This is a genomic window from Paracoccus sp. SCSIO 75233 (genome assembly GCF_027912675.1).
Classification (GTDB): Bacteria; Pseudomonadota; Alphaproteobacteria; order Rhodobacterales; family Rhodobacteraceae; genus Paracoccus.
In genome coordinates this window covers 3,178,242-3,201,790 of the sequence record NZ_CP115757.1, presented here as the reverse complement: position 1 = coordinate 3,201,790, position 23,549 = coordinate 3,178,242, and the positions used below count along the sequence as shown (strand labels likewise).

Here is a 23,549-nt window from a genome sequence, read left to right as displayed (position 1 = left end):
TCAATGCTTGGCGGAATAATCCCGTGCGCCAAAAATGGCGCTACCGACACGGATATGGGTCGCGCCTTCAGCGATGGCAGTTTCGAAATCCGCGCTCATCCCCATCGAGAGTTTTTCAAGCCCTTCAGCTTCCGCCAGTTTTTTCAGCATGCGGAAATGCGGGACGGGATCTTCCGATTCGGGGGGGATGCACATCAGACCCTGAGGTTTCAGGTTGAGCGCCCGGACCTGCTCCAGAAAGCCTGAAAGCTCCTCGGGAAGGATGCCAGCTTTTTGCGGCTCGTCCCCGGTATTCACCTGTACGAAAAGGTCCGCCGCGCGATCCAGCGTCTCAATGGCGGTGGCGAGTTTCCGCGCCAGCGACATTCGATCAAGCGTATGGATGGCATCGAACATGCCTACCGCGAGCTTGGCCTTGTTGGATTGCAGCGGCCCGATCATATGCAGTTTCACACCATCGAACCGCGAGCGCCATTCCGGCCACTTGGCTTGCGCTTCCTGCACATAATTCTCGCCAAAAATGCGCTGCCCCTCAGCAAGCACTGCCTCGACGCGTTCTGCCGGTTGCACCTTGCTGACCGCAATCAGCTCGACCGAGCCTTTCGCCCGGCCCGCAGCCGCCTCTGCCGCATAAATGCGGCGCTTTATGTCGTCCAAACCCATGAACGGTAATTCCCAAAAGAAAAGAGCGGGCGCAAGGCCCGCTCTTCCAGAAGATTGTCCGACTTCAGATCAGAAGTTGAACTTGATGCCCATGTCGGAGCGGATTTCTTCCTGGTAGCCACGCTCGATCGAGCCAGCGACGATCGCGCCGCCCAGGTCGTATTTCACGCCAACGCCGAACGCGTTGTCGGTTTCTTTGGCCATGTCGCCGTCGTTGTTGGCGATGTAGGCGCTCAGCGTGGTCATCGGTGCAACTTCGTAGTCACCGTACAGAACGATGGTGTCGCCGGTAGCGTCGTCGCCGTTGTTGACCCAGTTCAGACCAACGCCGTTCGAGGTGCCGGCCATGGTGTAGTAAGCGCCGACGAACTGCTGGTCGTTGCCGTCAATGCCAGCGCCGTTCTGAACAGCAGCGGCGGACAGTGCCAGGTCGTTCCATTCGTAGTCGATGGCGACGCTGAGCTCTTCCTCTTTGCCCTGCTGATCACCGCTGACGGTCTGGTCAGGGTCGACATAGGACAGGCGACCGGTGAAGCCACCAGCGCTGTATTTGACAGCGAAGCCCATGCGGTTTTCTTCGTCGCCGTAGCCATTGGTGTCGAAGGCGTAGAAGTCGCCCATCGAGTTGCCGAAGGAGCGCGAGATCAGGCCGACTTCCGATTCGTAGATCAGGCCAGCGGAGTCGTAAGCGGTGCCGACGTTACCGACGGACACTTCGAAGCCGCCCGAGGTGACGTAGATGTAGGCCGGCGACAGGGTCGAGTTCGAGCTGCCATCGTCGTACTGCATACGGATACGAGCACCGAAGTCGACGCCTTGGTCGGTGGTGGTCGAAGCGTCGAAGTTCATACGAACGCGGGTTTCGATGGTGGCTTCCTGATCGCGGTTGTCCTGATAGTCAACTGCGGCACGGCCGTAACCGGAAATGGTCACGTCAGCGGCGGCGACGCCAGCGGTCATGACGAGCGCGGTGGTCGCAAACAGAACCTTTTTCATAGTAATTTCCCTCTTGTCTCTCGGTGTTGGCCCCAACGGCCAGTGCCTTTGGGTATGGGCCATATGTCGCGCTTTCGACTTTGCAATGCAATGAAAACGCCTGAACTCTGCCGGATTGAGCTTTTTGTGGTGCTTATTGGTCACACCCGGTTTCACCCGGCTTTTTATGCGCCAACCCGGTCAATTATGGGAAAAGCTTGTCCGCCCTGCCCGTTCCGCGCTAATGAGCAGCAAGACCGTTTTAAGGCTGTAATACAAGGACTCTGTCATGACCCGTTTCGCTCTCCGCTCAGCCGCGACGATTGCACTGACGATGACTCTGACGGCCTGCGGCGGCGGCGGCATATTCGGGGGCGGGAATCAGGCACCGCAGCAGCCGGAGGTCGAGGAACCCGAGACGACGATCTGGGACCTGTTTTCGAATCGGCAAAACCCGAACGACGCCGTTGCGGTCAACAAATACCTGTGGAACGCCAGCCTCGACGTGCTGAACTTCCTGCCGATCCAATCGGTCGATCCGTTTACCGGGGTGATCGTCACGGGTTACGGCACCCCTCCGGGCGGCGGTCGCAGCTATCGCGCCACGATTCACATCACCGATCCGGCGCTTGACGCGCGCTCGCTGAAATTGTCGCTTCAGGGACCCGGCGGCACGGCTGTCGCCCCCGGCACGGTGCGCGCGGTCGAAGACGCGATTCTGACCCGTGCCCGTCAGATGCGCATCGCTGACGGTCGTCTTTAAGCCCCGGCTGGACCAGACCGCGGCCAGAGGCTAAACCCTGCGGGCAGAATAACGCCCGGAGGCCCCATGTCCTATAATCCCGCCACCAGCGAGCCGCATTGGCAGCAGGCTTGGGCCGATGCCGACAGCTTCAAGGCTGTGCGGGACGAGCGGCCCAAATATTACGTATTGGAGATGTTCCCCTATCCTTCGGGGCGCATCCATATGGGTCATGTCCGCAACTACACGATGGGCGACGTGGTGGCGCGGTTCAAACGCGCACAGGGGTTTTCCGTGCTGCATCCGATGGGCTGGGACGCATTCGGGATGCCCGCAGAAAACGCCGCAATGGAACAGGGCGGCCATCCGCGCAACTGGACCTATGGCAATATCGCGACAATGCGCGACCAGTTGAAGCCGCTGGGTCTTTCGATTGACTGGAGCCGCGAATTCGCCACCTGCGACGACGATTATGTCGCGCAGCAACAGGCGCTGTTCCTCGATTTCCTCGACGCCGGGCTGATCACCCGCAAATCGGCGCAGGTGAACTGGGATCCGGTCGACATGACCGTGCTGGCGAATGAACAGGTCATCGACGGCAAGGGCTGGCGCTCGGGTGCGCCGGTCGAGCGCAAGGAACTGACGCAGTGGTTCTTCCGAATCTCGGATTACTCCGAGGAGCTGCTCTCGGCGATTGACGGCCTGGAAGGCTGGCCGGAAAAGGTCCGGCTGATGCAGCAGAACTGGATCGGCAAGTCGCGCGGCCTGCAGTTCCGGTTCCACACCGTAGACGCGCCGGAAGGCTTTGACAGTATCGAGGTCTACACCACCCGCCCCGACACGCTGATGGGGGCGAGCTTCGTGGCGCTGTCGCCCGATCATCCGATGGTCAAGTACCTGGCCGGAAACTCACCCGAAATCGCTGCCTTCATCGAGGAATGCCGCCGCATCGGCACCACCGAAGAAGCCATTGAAACGGCCCCGAAAATGGGCTTCGACACCGGGCTGACCGTTACCCATCCGCTTGATCCGGAATGGAAACTGCCCATCTGGATCGCAAATTTCGTGCTGATGGATTACGGCACCGGCGCGATTTTCGGCTCTCCGGCCCATGACGAGCGCGACCACGAATTCGCCACCAAATACGGCCTGCCGATTCGCGCAACCTTCGGTGAGGAGGGCATGGACCTCGCCGCTGCCGATGCGATGGTGGCGAAAGCACCCTATGTGCCGCTGAAATCCGAAACCGTATCCTATGTGCGCGGCTTCTCGGGCCGGCCGGAACAGACCGGCGAGGATGCCGTGATCGCCGCCATCGCCCATGCCGAGGAACAGGGTTACGGCGAGGGCGTCACGAAATACCGGCTCCGTGACTGGGGCATCTCGCGGCAGCGCTATTGGGGCTGCCCGATCCCGGTCGTGCATTGCGCGAAATGCGGCACCGTGCCCGAGGCGAAGGAAAATCTGCCGGTGCTGCTGCCGCAGGATGTCAGCTTCGACCAGCCCGGGAATCCGCTCGACCGCCATCCGACATGGCGTCAGGCGACCTGCCCGCGATGCGGCGGCGAAGCGACCCGTGAAACCGACACAATGGACACCTTCGTCGATTCGTCCTGGTATTATGCCCGCTTCACCTCGCCCCACGCGGCCACGCCGACCGACCGGGCCGATGCGGATTACTGGATGAATGTGGACCAGTATATCGGCGGGATCGAACATGCGATCCTGCATCTGCTCTATTCCCGCTTCTTCGCCCGCGCCATGGTCAAGACCGGCCACCTGCCCGAACGCGCCTCCGAGCCGTTCGACGCGCTGTTCACGCAGGGTATGGTCACGCATGAGATCTACATGACCCGCGACGCCAAGGGTCGGTCGGTCTATCATCTGCCTGAGGATGTGACCGACGGAAAGCTGTCCGACGGCACGGCGGTTGAAATAATCCCTTCGGCCAAGATGTCCAAATCCAAGAAGAACGTCGTCGACCCGGTGAATATCGTCGCGAATTTCGGCGCCGATACCGCCCGCTGGTTCATGCTGTCCGATTCGCCGCCCGAGCGGGATGTGGAATGGACCTCTGCCGGGGCCGAGGCCGCGTTCAAATTCCTGTCCCGCGTCTGGCGGCTGGCGGATGACGCACCAGATGGCGGGGATGACCCGGAGCTGACCCGTGCCGCGCACCGGGCCATTGCCGATGTCACGAAATCCATCGAAAGCTTTGCGTTCAACAAGGCGGTCGCGAAGCTCTACGAACTCGCCAACGCCATCGGTAAATCGAAGGCAGGGGGTGAGGCGCGGCAACGGGCATTGCGGATCATGGCCCAGCTTCTGGCCCCGATGGTGCCGCATCTGGCCGAGGAGATCTGGGCAAAATCGGGCGGCACCGGCATGGTCGTGGACGCAGGCTGGCCCGAGGCTGACCCGGCGATGCTGGTCGATGACACGGTAACGCTGCCGATCCAGATCAACGGCAAACGCCGGGCGGAGATCAGCGTTGCCAAGGATATGCCCAAGGAAGAGATCGAATCGCTCGTCCTCGCCGATGAGACGGTGCAGAAATTCCTCGACGGGGCGGCGCCCAAGAAGCTGATCGTCGTGCCGGGGCGGATCGTCAATGTCGTGGCCTGACCGCCTGACCCGTCGCGGCCTGATCGGCGGCGCGCTTCTGCTGCTGACAGCCTGCGCACTGACGCCGGCCTACGGCCCGGGCGGCAGCGGCACCGCACTGCATGGACGCGTCGCACTTCCGGTGCCGGACGATGTCGACAGCTTCGCGCTGAACCGGCGGCTGACGGAACGGCTTGGCCCGGAAAACGCCGCCGCCTTTGCGCTGGATTACCGGCTGACCACGGCCATTGTCGGGCAGGGAATTACACCTGACGAGGTCACGACGCGGTATTCGCTGAACGGCACCGTTGATTTCGTCCTGACCGATATCGCGACAGGGGCGACGGTCACGCAGGGCAGCGTCTCCAGCTTCACCTCCTACTCCGCAACCGGCACCACGATTGCGACAACCTCGGCAGAGCGTGACGCGCATGAGCGGCTGATGATCATGCTCGCCGATCAGATCGTCACCCGATTGCTGGCCAACGGTCCGCGCGCGCCATGATCGTCAAGGGCGCGGAGATCGGTCGCTATCTGGCAAAACCTGACCCGACCCGGCCGGCGCTGTTGATTTACGGGCAGGACGCTATGCGCGTCGCGCTGAAACGCGCCGAAGCGGTTGCGGCGCTGACCGGACCCAATGCGGATGAAGAGATGCGCCTGACCCGAATCGCCGGGGGCGATCTGCGAAAGGATGCCGCGCAGCTTCTCGACGCGGTCAAGGCGGTCGGTTTCTTCCCGGGCCAGCGGGTTGTTCTGGTCGAGGACACACCCGACGCAGCCGCCCCCGCCGTCGCCGCAGCACTTGAGGAATGGGCGCATGGCGATGCTGTCATCGTCGTGACGGGTTCCGGCCTCGCCAAATCCTCCGCACTGCGAAAACTGTTCGAGAAACACGCCAGCGCCGTAACCGCGCCGATCTATAACGACCCGCCCGGAGAAGAAGAGATCACCCGCTGGCTGAATGATGCCGGGCTAAGGGATGTCGCCCGCGATGCCATGCGCGATCTGATGACCCTGTCCCGCGCCCTCGATCCCGGCGATTTCCGGCAAACGGTCGAGAAAATCGCGTTGTATAAATTCGGCGACGCCGCCCCACTGACACCAGCGGAAGTTGCGCTGATGGCCCCCAGCACCATTGACGCCGAAGTCGATGAATTGATCGACGTGGTCGCTGAAGGCAACGCCGACCGCTTCGGCAAGATCATGCGCCGGATCGAGGGACAAGGCATCGCGCCTGTCACCATCTGCATTGCGGCGCTGCGTCATTTCCGTGCGCTCCACGCCGCCAGCACAGACCCGGGCGGCCCGCAGGCCGGTCTGTCCCGCCTGCGCCCGCCCGTATTCGGCCCCCGTCGCGACCGGATGGCGCGGCAGGTGCAAAGCTGGGGCATGCGCAATCTGGAGGACGCCGTCCATCACCTGCTGGACACGGACCTGCAATTGCGCAGCTCCACCCGTGCCCCGGCAATGCCACTGGTGGAACGCGCCCTGATCCGGCTGGCGATGATGCCACGCGGCGGGCGATAGTGGTGTGATGACCGAGGCGCTCGTCATCGGCGCAGGCCCTGCCGGATTGATGGCCGCCGAAGAACTCGCCCGCGCCGGACATGCTGTGATCATTGCGGAGGCGATGCCGACCCCGGCGCGGAAATTCCTCATGGCGGGGAAATCGGGGCTGAACCTGACCAAGGACGAACCGCTTCCAGCCTTCATGCGAAATTTCAGCGTCGGCACCGGGGGCGGCCTGCCCCCGGACCCCCGGGGATATTTGTGCCAGGATGAAAGCCAGTTCGGTCCCGAGGACGTCATGGCGTGGGCGCGCGGGCTTGGGATTGAATTGTTTACCGGCTCCACGGGCCGGGTTTTTCCTGTGGGGATGAAGGCATCGCCTTTGCTGCGCGCTTGGGTCTCGCGTTTGCGGGAGATGGGTGTGGAACTGCGGACGCGCTGGCGATGGCGGGGTTTTGATGGCAGCGGTTTGGTCTTTGATACGCCCGACGGCTCACAGTTGTTATCACCTGAGGTCACCGTTCTTGCCTTGGGCGGGGCGAGTTGGCCGCGACTTGGATCCGACGCGGCCTGGGTGCCGTGGTTGCGGGACATGGGTGTCGGGATCACACCATTCCGGCCCGCGAATATGGGGCTGCGCGTGGACTGGTCGGGTCCGATGGCGCGGTATTTCGGCCAGCCGGTGAAGGCCGCCGCGATACATGCCGGGGAACAAATCAGCCGGGGGGAATGGGTGATCTCTCGCCGCGGGATGGAGGGCGGCGGCGTCTATGCCGTCAGCGCTGCGATCAGGGACGGCGCGGATGCGACACTGGATCTCGCACCCGACATGGAAGCGGACCGGCTTGCTGAAAAATTCGCCCGCAATCGGGGCAGATTGTCCATCGGCAACTGGCTGCGCAAGCTGCTGGGCGATCCGGTCAAGGTCGCACTTCTCCTGGAATGGGGCCGACCGTTACCGGAGACACCCGAAGCATGGGCGGCGCGCGTCAAGTCGCTGCCGATCCACCATGACGGCCCGTTCAGCCTTGACCGCGCCATTTCATCCGCCGGGGGTATCCGCTTTGACGCAGTGACCGGGGATCTGGAACTCCGCGCGCTTCCCGGCATCTTCGTCGCCGGAGAGATGCTGGACTGGGAAGCCCCGACCGGCGGTTATCTGATTACGCATTGTCTGGGTCAGGGACGCCATGCGGGGCGGGCGGCGGCGCGCTATCTTTCCTCGGTCCGGCGATAGGCCGGGCGGGCGCGCATCCGCGCCTGATATTCGTTCAGCCAGTCCCCTTCGATCGGAAACCGTGCCGCATTCGCCCAGATCAGGCAATGTGTCAGGATGATATCCGGCACCGTCATCTCCTCCCCCATCAGGAACGGGCCGTCACTGGCACGCTGCTCCAGCGTTTTCTGGCTGTTCTGAAACTCCCAGCGAAGCGTATCCTTGATACCGGAGACCCGCAGCGCCTCGGGCAGCACGAATGTATGCCGGGCCGCCGTCCAAAGCACCGCATCGAACTCGTCGAGCAGAAACTGCGTCATGCTGTCCTGACGGGCGCGCGCCCGGCTTCCGGCAGGATGGGTCAGCGCATTGTGGCGATCCGCCAGATACTGAATGATCGCCGTCGAATCGGTGATCGGCATACCGTCATCGATCAGCACCGGCACCTTGCCCGCCGGGTTGAAGGCGATCACCTTTTCGGATCGGGGTGCCGCCGGAACATGTTCAAACGGCTCGCCCAGCTCTTCCAGCATCCAAAGCACTCGAAAAGCGCGGGTCTGTCTGGTGCCAATAACTCGGTACATCTGTAGCTCCTCGATAAGGCGAGGCTAATTTGATCGAGGCCCGGCCACAAGACGATCATCCGGGACCGGCAGGATCACGCAGTTCGGCTTGACCTTCCCCGACCAACTCCGCAAAGCTGCCACGAAGCGCGGAGCCCGACATGTCGTCATCATCAAAACTGTTTACCCCGATTCTCATCGGGGGGTGTATCATCCTGCTGATCAACTTTGCGTTGCGCGCCAGTTTTGGCGTGTTTCAGATCCCGGTGCAGGAGACCTTCGGCTGGCCGAGGGCGGATTTCTCGATGGCCATCGCCATTCAGAACCTCGCCTGGGGGATCGGGCAGCCGCTGTTCGGCGCGCTTGCGGAACGCTGGGGTGATCGCTGGGCAATCATCCTTGGCGCATTGCTTTACGCAATCGGCCTGGCCATGTCGGCGATGGTAACCACCCCCGCTGCCATGCAGTTCTGGGAAATCGCCGTCGGCTTCGGCATTGCAGGCACCGGCTTCGGCGTCATCCTCGCTGTGGTGGGCCGGGCCGCAAGTGACGAGAACCGCAGCCTCGCACTCGGCATCGCGACCGCCGCCGGTTCTGCCGGGCAGGTCTTCGGTGCGCCGCTGGCCGAGGGGCTGCTGTCGATCATGGAATGGCAAAGCGTCTTCCTGACCTTTGCCGGCCTGTCGCTGACCATGATGCTGTTCCTGCCGCTGCTCGGCCCCGGCAAGCCCGCCTCTCCAAGCGAGTTGGAAGAAAGCCTCGGCTCCGTTCTGAAACGCGCCTTTCGCGACCCGTCCTATCTGATGATCTTCTTCGGATTTTTCTCCTGCGGCTATCAGTTGGGGTTCATCACGGCCCATTTCCCGGCACTGGTGACCGAAATGTGTGGCCCGATTGCGCCGGGCAGTCTGCTGCACAGCATCGGGATTACCACCACATCCTCACTGGGGGCATGGTCGATCTCGCTGATCGGGGCGGCGAATATCGCGGGCACCATCTTTGCCGGATGGCTGGGCAACCGATTCTCACGCAAATATCTGCTGGCCGGGGTCTACACGCTGCGCACGATCATCGCAGCGGCGTTTATCCTGTCCCCGATCACACCAACCAGCGTCATGCTGTTCAGCGTCGGCATGGGCGCGCTGTGGCTTGCCACCGTGCCCCTGACCTCGGGCCTCGTCGCCTATATCTACGGGCTGCGCTATATGGGCACGCTGTATGGCTTCGTGTTCCTCAGCCACCAGATCGGGTCTTTCCTCGGCGTCTGGCTGGGCGGTTCGCTTTATGACCAGTACGGAGACTACACGCTGGTCTGGTGGGTCGGTGTCGGCGTCGGTGCGTTCTCCGCACTTATCCATTTGCCGGTCCGTGAGGCCCCGTCCCGCCTGCCCGCAGCCGCCTGATACCCCGTTTCAGCGGCGATGATAGGTCAGCGCCGCCGTCACCAGCAGCCGCAGCCGGTCCACGGGCGGCGGCGCGCCGTCCGGGAACATCACGGCACGGTTGCCCTCATAGCTGAAATCATCCGGGAAAGGCGCTTGGAAATCTGACATGATCGTCGTCTGGCAATGGGTGAAAACCGCATATCCGCCTGATTTCGGCACGCCAAGCCGGATGGTCGACCCCGATTTCGTCTTTGACGTCAGATAGGCGGGCTGCCCCCATTTCAGCGCCTCCTTCACAGGACCGATCTGCGGCACCTCCGCCGCCACCTGAAAGATCATCTCGCGGATTGCCAGAAGCTCGGGGCGCGCGCCCTCGGGGAAGGCCGCAAATGCAGCCTCGACGGCCTCGTCCTCGAAAGGTGTTTGCGCAATCGTCATCGCCCCAGCCTATCGCCCGCCGGATAGCGAAACAATAACAGCCTCAGCCCTTCAGCGCCGCCGGTTCCTTCCAGATGATCGTCATCTGGGTCTGCGTGACCCGCGCCGCGACCTTGCCGTCGCCACGCGTCACCTCCACCTGCCAGATCTGGGTGGTATTGCCGATATGCACCGGCGTCGCCGTCGCCCGCGCGACATCGCCAACCCGGATCGGGCGCAGGAAATTCACCTTGGATTCAAGCGTCGTGGTCCGCTCCCCCTCCTTCAGATTCACCGTCGCCCCGGTTCCTGCGATGTTATCGGTCAGCCCGAGGATTGCGCCGCCATGCATCACCCCGTTGCGGTTCGACATCGCCTCGGTCACCGGCAACTCCATCACGATACGGTCCCGCGCGGCCTCGATCAGCCGCATCCCCAGCGTCTCGGCAAAAACGGGTTGCAGCGCGGCAATCTCCTGAACACGGCTCTCATCACTCATTATCAGTCCTTCAGGGCAAACGCCGCAACGCAGCGAAACAGGGTCGCGCGCATATTCCGGTGGCAGGCCGGGAATGGCAAGCACCCCCCTCGCCAAGGCGTCGGCATCGCGTTATTCATCGCGCATGATCTGGGACACGATTGCCAATATTCCGACAGCACAGCTCCTGACCTTCATCGGGGGTGGATTGCTGTTGAACCTCGCGCCGGGGCAGGACGTCATGTTCGCCTCTGCCTGCGGGATCAAGGGCGGCCCGCGCGCCGGGGCGCTTGCCGGGATCGGCGTCGGGCTCGGTGTGATGTTCCACGTTGTCCTCGCCACCATCGGCCTCGGCGCACTTGTCGCCACCAATCCCGGCTTGCTGATCTTCATCAAATATATCGGTGCCGCCTATCTGCTGTTCCTCGCCTGGCAAAGCTGGAACGCCAAACCCCACAGCCCCGCCACAGCCGCGCCAGAAAAACCATGGCGCATTATCCGGCGCGGCGCGCTGTCGAATATGCTGAACCCAAAGCCGGTGCTGTTCCTCCTCGCCTTCCTGCCGCAATTCACCCATGTCGATTACGGCCCGATCTGGCAGCAAATCTTCGGCCTTGGCCTGATCTTTGCAGTCCCTGGAACACTGGTCACGATTGCTTACGGCGTCGTGGCGGGCTGGCTTGGCCTGCGTCTCGGCAAGCATCTGGGGATCATGAACCGGGTGGCGGCGGTGATCTTCGCCGGCCTCGCGGTGCGTATGGTCGCAAAGTGAGCTTCACCTACGCGCCGCCCCCAGATCCGCCGGTGATCCTGCATGACGACCACCAGATCCTCGTCGTCGACAAACCGCCCGGCCTGCTCTCCGTCCCCGGACGGGGCGAGGACAAGAGCGACTGCCTGATCAACCGGCTGCGCGGCGCCTTCCCGACCGTGCTGCTGGTTCACCGTCTGGACATGGACACGTCGGGCGTGATGATCTTCGCCCTCACCCCCCATGCGCAGCGCGACCTGTCGAAACAATTCGAAGAGCGGCGGGTGAAGAAAACCTACCTCGCACGTGTCGCAGGCCGGGTGACAGAGAAGACCGGCACCGTCGATCTGCCCCTGATCGTCGACTGGCCCAACCGCCCGCGCCAGAAGGTCGACCACGCCGAGGGCCGCCCCGCCCGCACCGACTGGCGCGTGGTCAAGGCCACCGATCAGGAAACCCGCATCCGCCTGATGCCCCTGACCGGGCGATCCCACCAACTGCGCGTCCACATGGCCGAAACCGGCCACCCGATCCTCGGCGACCCGCTTTATGCCGAGGGAGAGGCCGCCAACCACTCCCGCCTGATGCTCCACGCCGAAGCCTTGCGGGTGAAGCATCCCGAAAGCGGGGTGCAGATGACGTTTTCGGTGAAGGCGGGGTTTTGAGAGCGTTTTCCTTTCGGCGGAAGCCTATCCTATTAGAAAAATTCTGGTACACTTCAACAGAAAGCGAATCATATTATTTTCCTGGATGTTCACCACCATGATTCTCGATTTCAGCGTAATAATCGCAATTTTAACATTAGTGTCGTCAATTACCGCTTTTTTCTACAAGAAGGATGGAGAAAGAAACACCATTAGGGGTTGGGGATTAGCGCTACTATTTCTTATTTTTTTAGTATCTTCAATTAATTTTTATTCTTCAATTAAAAAATCCAGCCACCAAGCTCAACTAGCAGAACAAGAAAAGACACTTAGAGCTGAGAACCGTCGAGCCAATACGATGATTCAGACAACTTATCTAGATCCAGAGCTTCCCTTTTCCTCTGCTCAGATTAATTTTATATACGACTCTCACAACGAAACTCCATCATCGATAGCTAACCCATTTAAGGAAGGGTACGTACTTTTTCCTTCCGCATTCGGAGCAAAAAACAATGCTTACATCTCTATTGAGATTCCTGGGCTTAATGGAATTCAGATTGCGTTAGAAGATTCTGATAGGCCTCAACTATCTGTAAAAGCCTATGAAAGCTCAGATAGCGGAATAAAAGAAGTATCCTACACATTCCCATCGGGAACCGACTGCACGCGAAAAAATGGGCTGTCCTGCGACGATTCTGACATCAGCCTTGGCTTTGATACATTAAGTTCTATTTACGGAGATGCCGGCCTTTATCTCAAAATAGAAGAAGCAACACACCGACCGTCTCTCGAGGTTGTTTCGCGAATACTGCAAAAAGAATATTTAGGATATATTAGGCTTCCAGCCTCGTCAACCGAACACACTCGGAAGCAATTAGAAGACTTCTATCAAGATAGGGTAACTTCCTTTTTATATTTCATTCAAGAATATAGCTCCACCCCAGCTCTAAAAGAGTGCAAACGGACGGCGCTACTTCCTATCAGGATTTCTATAGTTGAAACTCTCCCTGATTACGACGTCTGCCCAGACGACAGTCTGTGTCTGGCCTTGACTCATGAGTCAAATATGATGGTGAATTCCTGCCAAATCTCCGAGATATAGTCTACGGCCTTGCAAACAGATCTTTCCGAAAATTAATTTTCAATGCGCCGCTGGGAGGCTGACGATCAGCCTATATACAGTTGTTTATTGATGTGATGTACAGTCGTTTCTTGGCCGGCTGACCCGACGCAGCCGTTCAAAGAAAACCGCTACAATTGTCGGACAGCATCACCGTACGACACGGTCAGCCTGCCCCCGGCTTCTGCCGACGATCAAACCATACCCACCAGCCCCGCCACAGCGCCCCCACCCCATAATCCCCGCCCCTCGCTTGACTTTCGTCCACCTGCGCAGCATTCACCCGCCAGAGGCGGAAAACCCGAAGGACAGCATATGGCGCAGAAGAAGGAAGGCATCTGGGAAACGGTCAAGACCGTGTTCTGGGCGCTCATCATCGCGGGGATATTCCGCACGCTGTTCTTCCAGCCGTTCTGGATCCCGTCAGGCTCGATGAAGGACACGCTGCTGATCGGGGATTTCCTGTTCGTCAACAAGATGGCCTATGGCTACTCGCAATATTCCTGCCCCTTCTCCATGTGCCCGGTCGATGGCCGCATCTTCGGCTCCGAGCCCGAGCGCGGCGATGTCGTCGTGTTCCGCCACCCGGTGCAGAATGTCGATTTCATCAAGCGCGTCATCGGCCTGCCCGGCGACACCGTCCAGATGCGCGGCGGGCGGCTGATCATCAATGGCACGCCGGTCGAATATGAAGAACAGCCCGATTTCATCGAGGTCAAGGAACAGCAGGGCTCGCAGCGCCGCCTGCCGCGCTGCATGAACGACCCGGTGCCGGAGGGCGGCGAATGCCGCAAGGGCCGCATGACCGAAATCCTGCCCAACGGTGTCAGCCACAGCGTGCTGAACATCGTCGATGGCTGGATCAAGGACGACACCCCGGTCTTTACCGTGCCGGAAGGCCAGTATTTCTTCATGGGCGACAACCGCGACAATTCCGAGGATTCGCGCTTCGCGGCCATCTCCGGCGGGCTCGGCTTCGTCCCGGCAGAATATCTGATCGGCCGCGCCGACCGGATCATGTTCTCCTCCGCCGGCAGTTCCATGCTGTATTTCTGGACCTGGCGCGGCGACCGCTTCTTCCGCGCCGTCAACTGATGGGGACGGCGTGAAGGTGGCGGCGGAACTCCAAGGTTTCATGACCCGGCTGGGCCATGAATTCACGCGCCCCGAACTGCTGGTGCAGGCCCTCACCCACGGCTCCGTCTCCACCCCGACGCGCCCCCACAACCAACGGCTGGAGTTTCTGGGCGACCGCGTGCTGGGCCTGACCATGGCCGAGGCGCTTTACGCCGCCGATACCGACGCCTCCGAAGGCCAGCTTGCGCCGCGCTACAACGCCCTCGTCCGGGGGGAGACCTGTGCCGCCATCGCCCGCCAGATCGGGCTGGGCGATGTGCTGAAGCTGGGCCGCTCCGAAATGGTCTCCGGCGGTCGCCGCAAGGAAGCGCTGCTCGCCGACGCGATGGAGGCGGTGCTGGCCGCGATCTATCTCGACGCCGGGTTCGAAACCGCGCAACGCGTGATCCTGACCCTCTGGGCCGACCGGCTGGACAGTGTCGAGGAGGACGCCCGCGACGCAAAGACCGCACTTCAGGAATGGGCGCAGGCCAATGGCATGACCCCGCCGGACTACACCGTCACGAACCGCAAAGGCCCCGACCACGCCCCGGAATTCGAAATTACCGTCAGCCTCGATAACGGTCGGAAGGCCGTGGCGAAAGGCAAGGGCACCAAGCGCAGCATCGAACAGAAGGCCGCGCAGGCGATGTTGGCGGAGATCGGGGTTTGAATCGTGCGGGTGGTGTTGGGGATGGATATGGTCGTGAGGGTGGTTATGGTGCGCTGAAGCGCACCCTACATGTCCCACACCAATCCTCCCGTTGGTGCGCTGAAGCGCACCCTACGTATCCCACACCGATCCCCGTAGGGTGCGCTTCAGCGCACCATGACCACCAACACCACACCCCGTAGGGTGCGCTTCAGCGCACCACCACCCTCACCACACCGCCCCCGCCCCCCAGGACCAACCCCATGACCGAAACCCCACAAACCCGCGCCGGCTTCATCGCCCTGATCGGCGAACCCAATGCCGGGAAATCCACCCTGCTGAACCAGATGGTCGGCGCCAAGGTCTCCATCGTCACCCATAAGGTCCAGACCACCCGTGCCCGCATCCGTGGCATCGCGATGGAAGGCGACGCCCAGCTCGTGTTCGTCGACACCCCCGGCATCTTCCGCCCGCGCCGCCGCCTCGACCGCTCCATGGTTGCCGCCGCTTGGGGCGGGGTCTCCGACGCCGATATCATCGTCCTGCTGATCGAGGCGCAGCGCGGCCTGACCGACGGCGTGCAGGAAATCCTGACCAATCTGCGCGAAACGGCTGGCACCCGCCCGGTCGCGCTCGCCATCAACAAGATCGACCGCGTCAACCCGGAGGTGCTGCTGGCCCTTACCAAGCAGATGAACGACGCGTATGACTTCGCGCAAACCTTCATGATCTCTGCGCAAAAGGGACGCGGCACCGGCGATCTGCGCAAATGGCTGGCCGAAACCCTGCCCGCCGGTCCTTGGCTCTACCCCGAGGATCAGCTCGCCGATCTGCCCATGCGCATGATCGCCGCCGAGATCACGCGCGAGAAGCTGACCCTCCGCCTGCATGAAGAACTGCCCTACCAGCTCACCGTGGAAACCGAGAACTGGGAGGACCGCAAGGACGGCTCCGCCAAGATCGACCAGATCGTCTATGTCGCCCGCGACGGCCATAAGGGCATCGTCCTTGGCCATAAGGGCGAAGCGATCCGCGCCGTCGGCAAGGCAGCCCGCGAGGAACTGGCCGAATTCCTCGACCGTCCGGTGCATCTGTTCCTGACCGTCAAGGTCCGCGAGAAATGGCTGGACGAGGCGGAGCGTTTCACGGAAATGGGCCTCGATTTCAACGATGGCTGAGCGGCTGGCCGCGCATGTCTGGGTCGGCGCCTATCTGACCCGGCTCGGGCTGGCGAACATCCCCGCCTATGTGCTGCGCCACGGCGACGACACGGCGGGCGCGATCATGGTCAAATGCGCCACGCTCGACGGCAATGCGACGCTCTGGCGGCGCGAGTGGGACTTCGAATCCGACACCCGCCCTTGGACCCGCATCGCCACCGGAGCCGAGGCCGATATGGACGACATCATCCGCCGCGAAACCGGCTTCGACCCGGACCTTTGGGTCATCGAGATCGAAAGCCGCGACGGTCACACCCTTCTTCAGGAAGACGGACTGAACTGATCAGTCCCGCGCAGGCTCACGCAGAATAAAGCCGTCGGTCATTCTTTATATGTCGGGAAATCAAACGACGAAGCTGCTTTCCGGACGGGACAAACCGCGCTGGCCGGGGCTTGAAATCAATCTTGGCAAGCTCCGGGAACAGCGCGTAAATTTCATCCCGCGCCGCCTGCCCGATTGAAGCCATCGCTTCCGGGCCGGTGAACAAAGCCTCAGTTTCCGCGCCGTTCGAATATACGATCTCGTGCCGGTCGAACAGGAAATGGACATAGGTCACCTCGTCGCAATCGCGAACCAGCTCAACGCCCTCAATGTCCAGCAATTTCTTCGCCGCCACCAACACCTCATCGCCGCCGGTCATGCGCCGCGCAATCGGTGATTTCAGCAACACACGATGCTGCTGCGACAGATACATATCCGCAACGGGCAAGCCCTGACCCAAGGCCCCGGCCCGAATTCTGACCGGATAGATTTTTTCCGCATCAGCAACGCCCGCCACCCGAAAGCTGCGCCTGCTGATCCATTGAACCGGTTTCAGGCCGCGATCCTTGGTCCTGACCAGATCGCCCTGCGCAATCTCTTCGACCGGGCGAGGTCCGCTGTCGGTCTCGATCATTGTCCCCGCGACGAAACACAGCAGATTGTCATAGCTCTGACCGTAAACCGTGCCATCAAATCCGTAGCTGTCATCTTCGGTCGCCGATCTGTTCGTCGTCCCGCCGTGATAGATGACGCCTTTTTGCGGTAATGCACCGCCATAGATCAGATATCCCGACAGCCCCTGATTGCCGAGAGGGGTCGCATTACTGTAGCTCAGGACATGATAAATATCCATTTCCCCGGCCTCATAATCCAGGGCCGTCGGATCTCCCGAACCCGGATCACTCGCCGTTTCGACATTCATGGACGCAGAGTCGATCGAGAACCCATTGTCATAAATTGTCCTGCCCGAGGCGTTCTTGATGGCGATATGCTGAAGCGCGCCTTGTTCCTCGGCCGCTGCATCATTCGGGTCCTCGGAAAAATATGTAATATCGTTCAGATACGGATCGTCATCGGTGATGGTTGCCTGAAGCGGCACGGCATTCTGCTTCAGCCGGAAATATCCCCTCATCGCATTGCTAAATCTGTCGGAGGTCACCCCGATCCAGTATCCGTTGCTCCAATATTCAAAATCGGACAACTTATAGGCGACGGCATTTGTGACAGGCATGAACTCGTTCCCGGACAGAGACCATTTCCGACAGCCCTGCGAAAATGGGTAAATTATTAAATAACAGACGGTTACAAGTATATCATTGAGATTCCAGGCGAAATGATCAAGTAAATTTCTCGTTTAAGTTGCGCAAACCTGGCAATCCGCCTGTGCCGATATCGGGGCCTTGCCGTGTCCGCATCACGTCGCCCCTAAAGACGCGAAGCGATAACGTTCCCCCCTGTCCTTCCCCCGCGCCGCGACATATCGTCCACGCCATGACGCAGCCCCAGCAAAATGGCGATTCGCCGCTTGGATTTCTCTACGCCCTCGGCGCTTACGGCATCTGGGGGATCCTGCCGCTTTACATGAAGCAGCTCTCCCATATCGACCCGGCAGAGATTATCGCACACCGGGTCATCTGGTCGCTGCCAATCGCCGCTGCCGTACTGATCGCGAGGGGCAGAACCGGAGACGTCCGCGCCGCCTTCGCCCGCCCGCGCCTGCTGGCGATGGCCGCGCTGACTGCGGCGCTGATCACCGTCAACTGGCTCACCTATGTCTGGGCCATCACCAATAATCACGCGATGGAGGCCGCGCTCGGCTATTACATCAACCCGCTATTCTCGATCTCGCTCGCCGCGCTGCTGCTGGGCGAACGGCTGGGCAGGCTGCAACTGGTCGCGGTCGGTCTTGCCGCGCTCGCCGTCATTATCCTGACACTCGAAACCGGCAGCCTGCCGACCGTCGCGATCGTGCTGACCTTCAGCTGGGGGTTCTACGCCTTCTTCAAGCGCTCCCTGCCGCTCGGCCCCAATCAGGGGTTCATGCTGGAAGTCCTGATCCTGTTTCTGCCGGCGCTGGCCTATCTGATCTGGCTGGAATCCAATGGCGGCGGCCATTTCGGGCGGAACTGGACCGACACGCTTCTGCTGATCGGCTGCGGCCCGGTGACGGCGATCCCGCTGATGTTCTACGCCAACGGGGCGAAGCTGCTGCGCCTCTCCACCATCGGCGTCATGCAATATATCACACCGACAATGGTCTTCCTCATCGCGCTGTTCTTCTTCAACGAACCGTTTGAGGGCGCGCGCCGCATCGCCTTCCCGCTGATTTGGGCGGCGCTGTTCATCTATTCCTTCACCCTCATCCGCGACGCCCGCGCCCGCCGCCGCGTGGCCCAGATGAAAACCGCACTCCGCCCCGAATGACCCTGCCGCTGTTCGAGACCGACCGCCTCATCCTGCGCCCCCGCAGCATGGCCGATTTCGACGCCTGCATCGCAATGGACCGCGACCCCGAAGTCACCCGCTTCGTCGCCGGCCCGTGGCAGGACCCCCCGCGCCACGAAGCCTTCACGAAAACCCGGATAACCACCGATTACGGTCCCGGCCTCGGCTATTGGTCGATCTTCCCCAAAGCCAGCCCGGAGATCTTCCACGGCTGGATTTTGCTGATCCCCATCGACGCCATCGGACCCGAGATCGAAATCGGCTGGCGCATTCCGCGCATAAGCTGGGGCCAGGGCTTCGCGACCGAGGCCGCACAGGTCATCGCAGATCACGCGATGAACACCCTGCGCCTCGACCGCATCATCGCGGAAATTCACCCGGAGAACCACGCCTCGATCAACGTCGCCACAAAAATCGGCATGATCGAAACCGACCGCACGCCGGACGCGATTATCTATGCACGGTCGTGATTGGGGACGTGGGATTGGCAATGACGGTGCGTTGAGGCGCACATCGCCACATAACCGGATTTGAATATGATAGTGCATTAAAAACGCACATCACCACATGACCGGATGTGAATGCGATGATGCGTTGAAACGCACCCTACGGTCACCATATGGCCGGATACCAAATAACGGTGCGTTAAAAACGCACCCTACGATCACCATCTGGCCGTCTTCGAATGTAACGGTGCGCTGAAGCGCACCCTACACCCAATCCGTAGGGTGCGTTTCAACGCACCAATGAACCACACCCCACACCACCCGTAGGGTGCGTTTCAACGCACCATTCCCATAAACCCCCGGTGGCACCCCCTGTGTACAACCTGTGTACGCCCGGTGTACGCGCAGTGCGGGCCAAATCTCACCCCGTTTTCGGCAGCGCCTCGATCACCACGAACGCCTGCGCCCACGGATGATCGTCGGTCAAGGTGACATGAACCACCGCCTCATGGCCATTTGGCGTCATCTTGTCCAACCGCTCTGCTGCCCAGCCGGTCAGGTGCATCACCGGCTGGCCCGAACGCAGGTTCGACACCGACATATCGCGCCAGCTTATCCCCATGGCCAACCCCGTGCCGAGCGCCTTTGAACAAGCCTCCTTCGCCGCCCAGCGTTTCGCCAGCGTCCCGGCCTCATCCCGGCGGCGCGCGGCCTTGGCAAGCTCGCGTTTAGTGAAAACCCGGTTGCGGAACCTGTCGCCATGCCGGTCGAGAACGCCTTGTATCCGCTCAATATTGGCGAGATCCGTCCCGATGCCGAGGATCATTTCCGGCCCAAAGCCGCAGGATTATTCACCCCGCGCCTCATCCATGCAGCGACGCATCTCCCGTATCGCGGCAGGCAGTCCGATGAACACCGACTCCGCGATCAGGAAATGCCCGATATTGAGTTCCATCAGTTCCGGGATCGCTGCGACCGGCCCGACCGTGTCGAAGGTCAGGCCGTGACCGGCATGTACCTCCAGCCCCAGACTATCGGCCAGCGCCGCGCCCTCGCGCAGCCCCTCCAGCTCGGCATCCCGCTCGGCGATTTTGCCTTCCGTGTCGTAATCGCAATAAGCCCCGGTATGCAGTTCCACCACAGCCGCCCCGATCCGGGCGGCGGCGCGAATCTGCGCCGGTTCATGGCCGATGAACAGCGAGACCCGGCACCCGGCATCGCGCAGCGGCTCGATATAATGGCCGAGCGCGTTGTCGTTTCCGGCCACGTCCAGCCCGCCCTCGGTCGTGCGTTCCTCGCGCTTCTCCGGCACCAGACAGACCGCATGCGGCTTGTGGCGCAACGCAATCGTCTGCATCTCCGCCGTCGCCGCCATTTCAAGGTTCAGCGGCAGGCGCAGCCCCGCCATCAGCGCGTCAATATCGGCATCGCTGATATGGCGGCGATCCTCGCGCAGATGGGCGGTAATCCCGTCGGCCCCCGCCTCCTCCGCCAGCTTTGCGGCCCGCAGCGGATCGGGCCAGGGCGTGCCCCGCGCGTTCCGCACCGTCGCCACATGGTCGATATTCACCCCGAGTCTCAGCATCGCGCGCCCCCTAAACAAACGCCTCCGCCGACAATAACCCCGTCGCGCGGATCCACCAGTTTTCATATGCCGCACCAATACGATAGGCGGCAAGCCCGGCAGAGGCCGCATCAGGAAAAATCCCGAAACAGGTCGCGCCGGACCCCGACATCCGGGCCAGCATAGCACCTTCTTCCTCAAGCGCGCGCAGAACCTTGGCGATCTCCGGGCAAAGCGACATCGCCGGACCCTGCAGATCATTGCGGCACCGGCGAAGGAAATCCACGAAACCGGCCAGATCCAACCCGTCCGGCAGCGGTGGCATGGCGTCGTTGTTCTTCTGCGCCAAAGCGCCATAAACCCCCGGGGTGGAGGTCGAGACGCCGGGATTGACCAGCACCAGCCGCATCTCCGGCAGCGGCGGCAGCGGGTCCAGAATTTCTCCGACGCCGCGCATCCGCATCGGGCGGGAGGCGATGCAGACCGGAATATCCGCGCCAAGCGCCTCCGTTTTCTGCGGCATTTCCGCGCCCATCCGGGCCAGGCCGCGCAGCACCGCCGCCGCATCGGCAGAGCCGCCGCCAATGCCGGAGGAGACCGGCAGATCCTTGGTCAGCGTAATCCGCGCCTCCGCATCCGCCAGCCGCGCCGCGCGCAGGCACAGATTATCGCCATCAAGCGCCTCGGCGAATGCGCCGTTCACCGTCAGCGACAGCGGACCCGGTTCCAGCGTTACCTTATCGCCCACATCCGCAAACACGACCAGCGAGTCGAGCAGATGATAGCCATCCGCCCGCTGCCCGGTGACATGAAGTGACAAATTCAGCTTGGCAGGCGCGAATTCCGACAGGCTCATTCCCCGTCAGCCGCCCCGGTGCCCTGCTGCGCACCCGGCGGCACATGCGCCCCGCTGCTCTCATCCTCCAGCACCGCATCCAGCCCACGCTCGATTTTCGCCCGTATCCGCTCGGCCTCAGCCTCGGTTTCGGGGCCGTAGCTGAGGGCGCGTTTCCACTGGATTTCGGCCTCGCGTTCGCGGCCGACCATCCAGTAAATATCGCCCAGATGATCGTTCACCAGCGGATCGCTCGCCATCTCCGCGACGGCACGTTCCTGCGGGCCGACGGCTTCTTCATAGCGGCCCAGCCGATACAGAACCCAGCCCAGCGAATCGAGGATATAGCCGTCATTCGGCGACAACTGCACGGCGCGTTCAATCAGGCGCAGCGCCTCATCCATATTCTCGTTCCGGTCGACATAGGAATAGCCCAGATAGTTGAGCATCTGCGGGTGATCCGGCTGGATCTCGATGGCGCGTTTCAGATCCGCCTCCGCCCGGTCAAACGCACCGGAGCGTTCAAGCGCGATGCCGCGCGCATAATGCGGGAACCAGAGCGCGTCCTCATCCGCCGGATCGATCAGCGAGATCGCCTTGTCATAGGCCGGAACCGCCTGCGCCCATTTCTCCTGCTGGCGTAGCAGATCGCCAAGCGCGATCCAGCCGGGCGCGAAATCAGGCTGGGCCGCGGTCAGGGTCAGCGCCGCCTTCTCCGCATCGGGCAGACGGTCGGCGCGGGACAGGGCGTCAATCCGCGACAGTTCCACGGTCGGGCGCATCTCGCCCTGCTGACGCAGCGCATCGAATTCGGCCTCTGCAGCGTCGTACTGGCCGAGATTCTGAAGAAGCTGCGCCACCATGATCCGTGCGTCGACCATGTCCGGCGCAATATAATTGGCCAGCCTTGCATGGATCAGCGACAGCGGATTGGGATCAACATCATTCGCCATCAGCGTCGCAAATGTCAGGAAAACCTGGGCGATACCGTCACGCGGGTCTGTGATCACATCGAAGGACACCTGATCGCCATTGCGGATCCGCGCGGCCAGATCGTCAACCGTGCTGTCGATGCCCATTCCTTCGAACGCGCTGAGCACCTCCAGCGCGTCTTCACGGCGATCAAGCTGGGTCAGCACCTGCGCTTCGACAATCGCGCCCATGACATTCTCGACCTGACTGTCACGGCCGAGCAGTGCCGCCGCCGCCTCGAAATCCCCGACAAGCGCCTTTGCGAGCGCCATGTGATAATCGACCAGCGGGCCGGTGCCGCGAATCTGGCGGATCCGGTCGAAGGCAAGATCGGCCTCGGACGCATTGCCGGACCCCAGCAGAGCCCAAGCGCGCAGCAGCCCATCCAGCAGGCGTTCCGATCCGGGGTCCTCATTGGCAGCGGCGTTGTCGATTTCCGCGATCAGCCTTTGCCAGTCCTGCTGCCGGGCCGCATCCGCGCGCTCCACCAGACCGACCAGCCGGGATGTCGTGCCGGGCTGGGCGGTGCCTGAAAGCTCGTCCGCGAGCTCTATAGCCCGGTCGATCCTGCCCGAGGCGAGCAACGCGACAAGGGCGCTGTCATTGAGATAGGCGGATTGCCCATCCTCTTCGATTGCACGCAGATAATAATCCGCCGCAGCACCGAAATCATTTTCCATCGCGGCATTGCGCGCGGCGAGATACGGACCGGCCAGCCCCCGTGTCAGCGGCGCAGGCGACGTTTCCGCCGACGGCTCGGCGGCTGCGGCAGGTGTCGCGACCTCCTGTCCACGCATGGGGCGCGGCGGCGGCGGCGTCGCATCCTGAGCAAGTGCCGCAGGTAGCTGCGGCAGGGCGATCATGGCGGCGAGTGCCAGCGAATGCAGGGTTTTCATAAGGTCAGATCCGGCTCCGGTTCGGCGCAACCCTATCTGCGCCGCGCCCGGCGCGCAACGCCACGCATTAC

The 23,549-nt window shown here is 61.8% G+C and carries 25 protein-coding genes; 15 read left to right on the top strand and 10 right to left on the bottom strand.

The features are described 5' to 3' along the window. Together PAF12_RS15505 and PAF12_RS15500 are read right to left on the bottom strand one after the other, a co-directional pair. On the bottom strand, positions 1-663 hold the full coding sequence (locus PAF12_RS15505; protein ID WP_271107918.1) for a YggS family pyridoxal phosphate-dependent enzyme: 663 nt from the start codon (positions 661-663) through the stop codon (positions 1-3). 69 nt (positions 664-732) lie between these two features. Next, entirely contained in the window at positions 733-1,659 is a 927-nt protein-coding gene (locus tag PAF12_RS15500) for a porin (protein WP_271107917.1), read from the bottom strand. Positions 1,660-1,927: 268 nt separating this feature from the next. On the opposite strand from PAF12_RS15500, the gene PAF12_RS15495 reads away from it, so the two are divergent. The 5 genes from PAF12_RS15495 to PAF12_RS15475 all read left to right on the top strand — a co-directional run bounded on the left by PAF12_RS15495 (position 1,928) and on the right by PAF12_RS15475 (position 7,733). Next, positions 1,928-2,401 (top strand): DUF3576 domain-containing protein, encoded by a 474-nt coding sequence (locus PAF12_RS15495; RefSeq protein WP_271107916.1) that lies wholly within the window; start codon positions 1,928-1,930, stop codon positions 2,399-2,401. 66 nt (positions 2,402-2,467) lie between these two features. Next, positions 2,468-5,005 carry a leucine--tRNA ligase gene (gene leuS, locus PAF12_RS15490; RefSeq protein ID WP_271107915.1) on the top strand — a complete coding sequence of 846 codons (2,538 nt, stop codon included), beginning with the start codon at positions 2,468-2,470 and terminating at the stop codon, positions 5,003-5,005. Then, complete coding sequence (gene lptE / locus PAF12_RS15485; RefSeq protein ID WP_271107914.1) at positions 4,992-5,489, top strand: LPS assembly lipoprotein LptE; 498 nt, start codon at positions 4,992-4,994, stop codon at positions 5,487-5,489. Before leuS ends, lptE begins: the two co-directional genes overlap by 14 nt. Then, entirely contained in the window at positions 5,486-6,514 is a 1,029-nt protein-coding gene (gene holA / locus PAF12_RS15480; RefSeq protein ID WP_271107913.1) for a DNA polymerase III subunit delta, read from the top strand. Before lptE ends, holA begins: the two co-directional genes overlap by 4 nt. A gap of 7 nt (positions 6,515-6,521) precedes the next feature. Further along, positions 6,522-7,733 (top strand): TIGR03862 family flavoprotein, encoded by a 1,212-nt coding sequence (locus PAF12_RS15475; RefSeq protein ID WP_271107912.1) that lies wholly within the window; start codon positions 6,522-6,524, stop codon positions 7,731-7,733. Here the strand turns inward: PAF12_RS15475 and PAF12_RS15470 are convergent. After that, positions 7,709-8,296: a glutathione S-transferase family protein gene (locus PAF12_RS15470; RefSeq protein WP_271107911.1), complete on the bottom strand. Its 588-nt coding sequence runs from the start codon at positions 8,294-8,296 to the stop codon at positions 7,709-7,711. The genes PAF12_RS15475 and PAF12_RS15470 overlap by 25 nt on opposite strands. Before the next feature lie 140 nt (positions 8,297-8,436). On the opposite strand from PAF12_RS15470, the gene PAF12_RS15465 reads away from it, so the two are divergent. Further along, positions 8,437-9,678 carry an MFS transporter gene (locus PAF12_RS15465; RefSeq protein ID WP_271107910.1) on the top strand — a complete coding sequence of 414 codons (1,242 nt, stop codon included), beginning with the start codon at positions 8,437-8,439 and terminating at the stop codon, positions 9,676-9,678. Positions 9,679-9,687: 9 nt separating this feature from the next. Here PAF12_RS15465 and PAF12_RS15460 read toward each other — a convergent pair whose 3' ends face one another. Further along, positions 9,688-10,098 (bottom strand): DUF1801 domain-containing protein, encoded by a 411-nt coding sequence (locus PAF12_RS15460; protein ID WP_271107909.1) that lies wholly within the window; start codon positions 10,096-10,098, stop codon positions 9,688-9,690. A 43-nt stretch (positions 10,099-10,141) separates the two neighbouring features. Next, on the bottom strand, positions 10,142-10,576 hold the full coding sequence (locus PAF12_RS15455; RefSeq protein WP_271107908.1) for a PaaI family thioesterase: 435 nt from the start codon (positions 10,574-10,576) through the stop codon (positions 10,142-10,144). 73 nt (positions 10,577-10,649) lie between these two features. On the opposite strand from PAF12_RS15455, the gene PAF12_RS15450 reads away from it, so the two are divergent. From PAF12_RS15450 to PAF12_RS15420, 7 genes are all read left to right on the top strand, one after another. Further along, positions 10,650-11,327, top strand: a complete 678-nt coding sequence (locus PAF12_RS15450; protein WP_271107907.1) for a LysE family translocator — start codon at positions 10,650-10,652, stop codon at positions 11,325-11,327. Beyond that, the gene (locus PAF12_RS15445; protein WP_271107906.1) at positions 11,324-11,971 is read left to right on the top strand and encodes an RluA family pseudouridine synthase; all 648 of its coding nucleotides are present in this window, start codon (positions 11,324-11,326) and stop codon (positions 11,969-11,971) included. The genes PAF12_RS15450 and PAF12_RS15445 overlap by 4 nt, the downstream gene beginning before the upstream one ends. Before the next feature lie 85 nt (positions 11,972-12,056). Then, positions 12,057-13,052, top strand: coding sequence for a hypothetical protein (locus PAF12_RS15440; protein ID WP_271107905.1), 996 nt, complete (start codon positions 12,057-12,059; stop codon positions 13,050-13,052). A 333-nt stretch (positions 13,053-13,385) separates the two neighbouring features. Beyond that, complete coding sequence (gene lepB / locus PAF12_RS15435; RefSeq protein ID WP_271107904.1) at positions 13,386-14,165, top strand: signal peptidase I; 780 nt, start codon at positions 13,386-13,388, stop codon at positions 14,163-14,165. A 10-nt stretch (positions 14,166-14,175) separates the two neighbouring features. Next, positions 14,176-14,859 carry a ribonuclease III gene (gene rnc / locus PAF12_RS15430; protein ID WP_271107903.1) on the top strand — a complete coding sequence of 228 codons (684 nt, stop codon included), beginning with the start codon at positions 14,176-14,178 and terminating at the stop codon, positions 14,857-14,859. 242 nt (positions 14,860-15,101) lie between these two features. Further along, on the top strand, positions 15,102-16,016 hold the full coding sequence (gene era, locus PAF12_RS15425; RefSeq protein ID WP_271107902.1) for a GTPase Era: 915 nt from the start codon (positions 15,102-15,104) through the stop codon (positions 16,014-16,016). Then, positions 16,009-16,341 (top strand): DUF1491 family protein, encoded by a 333-nt coding sequence (locus PAF12_RS15420; protein ID WP_271107901.1) that lies wholly within the window; start codon positions 16,009-16,011, stop codon positions 16,339-16,341. Before era ends, PAF12_RS15420 begins: the two co-directional genes overlap by 8 nt. Positions 16,342-16,357: 16 nt before the next feature. Here PAF12_RS15420 and PAF12_RS15415 read toward each other — a convergent pair whose 3' ends face one another. Next, positions 16,358-17,551, bottom strand: a complete 1,194-nt coding sequence (locus PAF12_RS15415) for a Hint domain-containing protein (protein ID WP_271107900.1) — start codon at positions 17,549-17,551, stop codon at positions 16,358-16,360. A 260-nt stretch (positions 17,552-17,811) separates the two neighbouring features. On the opposite strand from PAF12_RS15415, the gene rarD reads away from it, so the two are divergent. Together rarD and PAF12_RS15405 are read left to right on the top strand one after the other, a co-directional pair. Beyond that, positions 17,812-18,744 (top strand): EamA family transporter RarD, encoded by a 933-nt coding sequence (gene rarD / locus PAF12_RS15410; protein WP_271107899.1) that lies wholly within the window; start codon positions 17,812-17,814, stop codon positions 18,742-18,744. Next, a complete protein-coding gene (locus PAF12_RS15405; RefSeq protein ID WP_271107898.1) occupies positions 18,741-19,235 on the top strand; it encodes a GNAT family N-acetyltransferase in 495 nt (164 codons plus the stop codon). Before rarD ends, PAF12_RS15405 begins: the two co-directional genes overlap by 4 nt. A gap of 397 nt (positions 19,236-19,632) precedes the next feature. On the opposite strand, the gene acpS is transcribed toward PAF12_RS15405, so the two are convergent. The 4 genes from acpS to PAF12_RS15385 are packed head-to-tail and all read right to left on the bottom strand — an operon-like array spanning position 19,633 to position 23,478. Continuing rightward, the gene (acpS, locus tag PAF12_RS15400) at positions 19,633-20,037 is read right to left on the bottom strand and encodes a holo-ACP synthase (protein ID WP_271107897.1); all 405 of its coding nucleotides are present in this window, start codon (positions 20,035-20,037) and stop codon (positions 19,633-19,635) included. Between the two features lie 21 nt (positions 20,038-20,058). Beyond that, the gene (locus PAF12_RS15395) at positions 20,059-20,796 is read right to left on the bottom strand and encodes a pyridoxine 5'-phosphate synthase (RefSeq protein WP_271107896.1); all 738 of its coding nucleotides are present in this window, start codon (positions 20,794-20,796) and stop codon (positions 20,059-20,061) included. Positions 20,797-20,806: 10 nt separating this feature from the next. Next, positions 20,807-21,631 (bottom strand): 4-(cytidine 5'-diphospho)-2-C-methyl-D-erythritol kinase, encoded by an 825-nt coding sequence (locus PAF12_RS15390; protein ID WP_271107895.1) that lies wholly within the window; start codon positions 21,629-21,631, stop codon positions 20,807-20,809. Next, positions 21,628-23,478, bottom strand: coding sequence for a tetratricopeptide repeat protein (locus tag PAF12_RS15385; RefSeq protein ID WP_271107894.1), 1,851 nt, complete (start codon positions 23,476-23,478; stop codon positions 21,628-21,630). Before PAF12_RS15385 ends, PAF12_RS15390 begins: the two co-directional genes overlap by 4 nt. Between the last annotated feature and the right edge of the window lie 71 nt (positions 23,479-23,549).

Coding starts and splice junctions, on each gene's coding strand:
- PAF12_RS15505 (WP_271107918.1), bottom strand. CDS start 663: ATGGGTTTGGACGACATAAAGCGCCGCATTTATGCGGCAGAGGCGGCT.
- PAF12_RS15500 (WP_271107917.1), bottom strand. CDS start 1,659: ATGAAAAAGGTTCTGTTTGCGACCACCGCGCTCGTCATGACCGCTGGC.
- PAF12_RS15495 (WP_271107916.1), top strand. CDS start 1,928: ATGACCCGTTTCGCTCTCCGCTCAGCCGCGACGATTGCACTGACGATG.
- leuS (WP_271107915.1), top strand. CDS start 2,468: ATGTCCTATAATCCCGCCACCAGCGAGCCGCATTGGCAGCAGGCTTGG.
- lptE (WP_271107914.1), top strand. CDS start 4,992: ATGTCGTGGCCTGACCGCCTGACCCGTCGCGGCCTGATCGGCGGCGCG.
- holA (WP_271107913.1), top strand. CDS start 5,486: ATGATCGTCAAGGGCGCGGAGATCGGTCGCTATCTGGCAAAACCTGAC.
- PAF12_RS15475 (WP_271107912.1), top strand. CDS start 6,522: ATGACCGAGGCGCTCGTCATCGGCGCAGGCCCTGCCGGATTGATGGCC.
- PAF12_RS15470 (WP_271107911.1), bottom strand. CDS start 8,296: ATGTACCGAGTTATTGGCACCAGACAGACCCGCGCTTTTCGAGTGCTT.
- PAF12_RS15465 (WP_271107910.1), top strand. CDS start 8,437: ATGTCGTCATCATCAAAACTGTTTACCCCGATTCTCATCGGGGGGTGT.
- PAF12_RS15460 (WP_271107909.1), bottom strand. CDS start 10,098: ATGACGATTGCGCAAACACCTTTCGAGGACGAGGCCGTCGAGGCTGCA.
- PAF12_RS15455 (WP_271107908.1), bottom strand. CDS start 10,576: ATGAGTGATGAGAGCCGTGTTCAGGAGATTGCCGCGCTGCAACCCGTT.
- PAF12_RS15450 (WP_271107907.1), top strand. CDS start 10,650: ATGGCAAGCACCCCCCTCGCCAAGGCGTCGGCATCGCGTTATTCATCG.
- PAF12_RS15440 (WP_271107905.1), top strand. CDS start 12,057: ATGTTCACCACCATGATTCTCGATTTCAGCGTAATAATCGCAATTTTA.
- lepB (WP_271107904.1), top strand. CDS start 13,386: ATGGCGCAGAAGAAGGAAGGCATCTGGGAAACGGTCAAGACCGTGTTC.
- era (WP_271107902.1), top strand. CDS start 15,102: ATGACCGAAACCCCACAAACCCGCGCCGGCTTCATCGCCCTGATCGGC.
- PAF12_RS15420 (WP_271107901.1), top strand. CDS start 16,009: ATGGCTGAGCGGCTGGCCGCGCATGTCTGGGTCGGCGCCTATCTGACC.
- PAF12_RS15415 (WP_271107900.1), bottom strand. CDS start 17,551: ATGCCTGTCACAAATGCCGTCGCCTATAAGTTGTCCGATTTTGAATAT.
- rarD (WP_271107899.1), top strand. CDS start 17,812: ATGACGCAGCCCCAGCAAAATGGCGATTCGCCGCTTGGATTTCTCTAC.
- PAF12_RS15405 (WP_271107898.1), top strand. CDS start 18,741: ATGACCCTGCCGCTGTTCGAGACCGACCGCCTCATCCTGCGCCCCCGC.
- acpS (WP_271107897.1), bottom strand. CDS start 20,037: ATGATCCTCGGCATCGGGACGGATCTCGCCAATATTGAGCGGATACAA.
- PAF12_RS15395 (WP_271107896.1), bottom strand. CDS start 20,796: ATGCTGAGACTCGGGGTGAATATCGACCATGTGGCGACGGTGCGGAAC.
- PAF12_RS15390 (WP_271107895.1), bottom strand. CDS start 21,631: ATGAGCCTGTCGGAATTCGCGCCTGCCAAGCTGAATTTGTCACTTCAT.
- PAF12_RS15385 (WP_271107894.1), bottom strand. CDS start 23,478: ATGAAAACCCTGCATTCGCTGGCACTCGCCGCCATGATCGCCCTGCCG.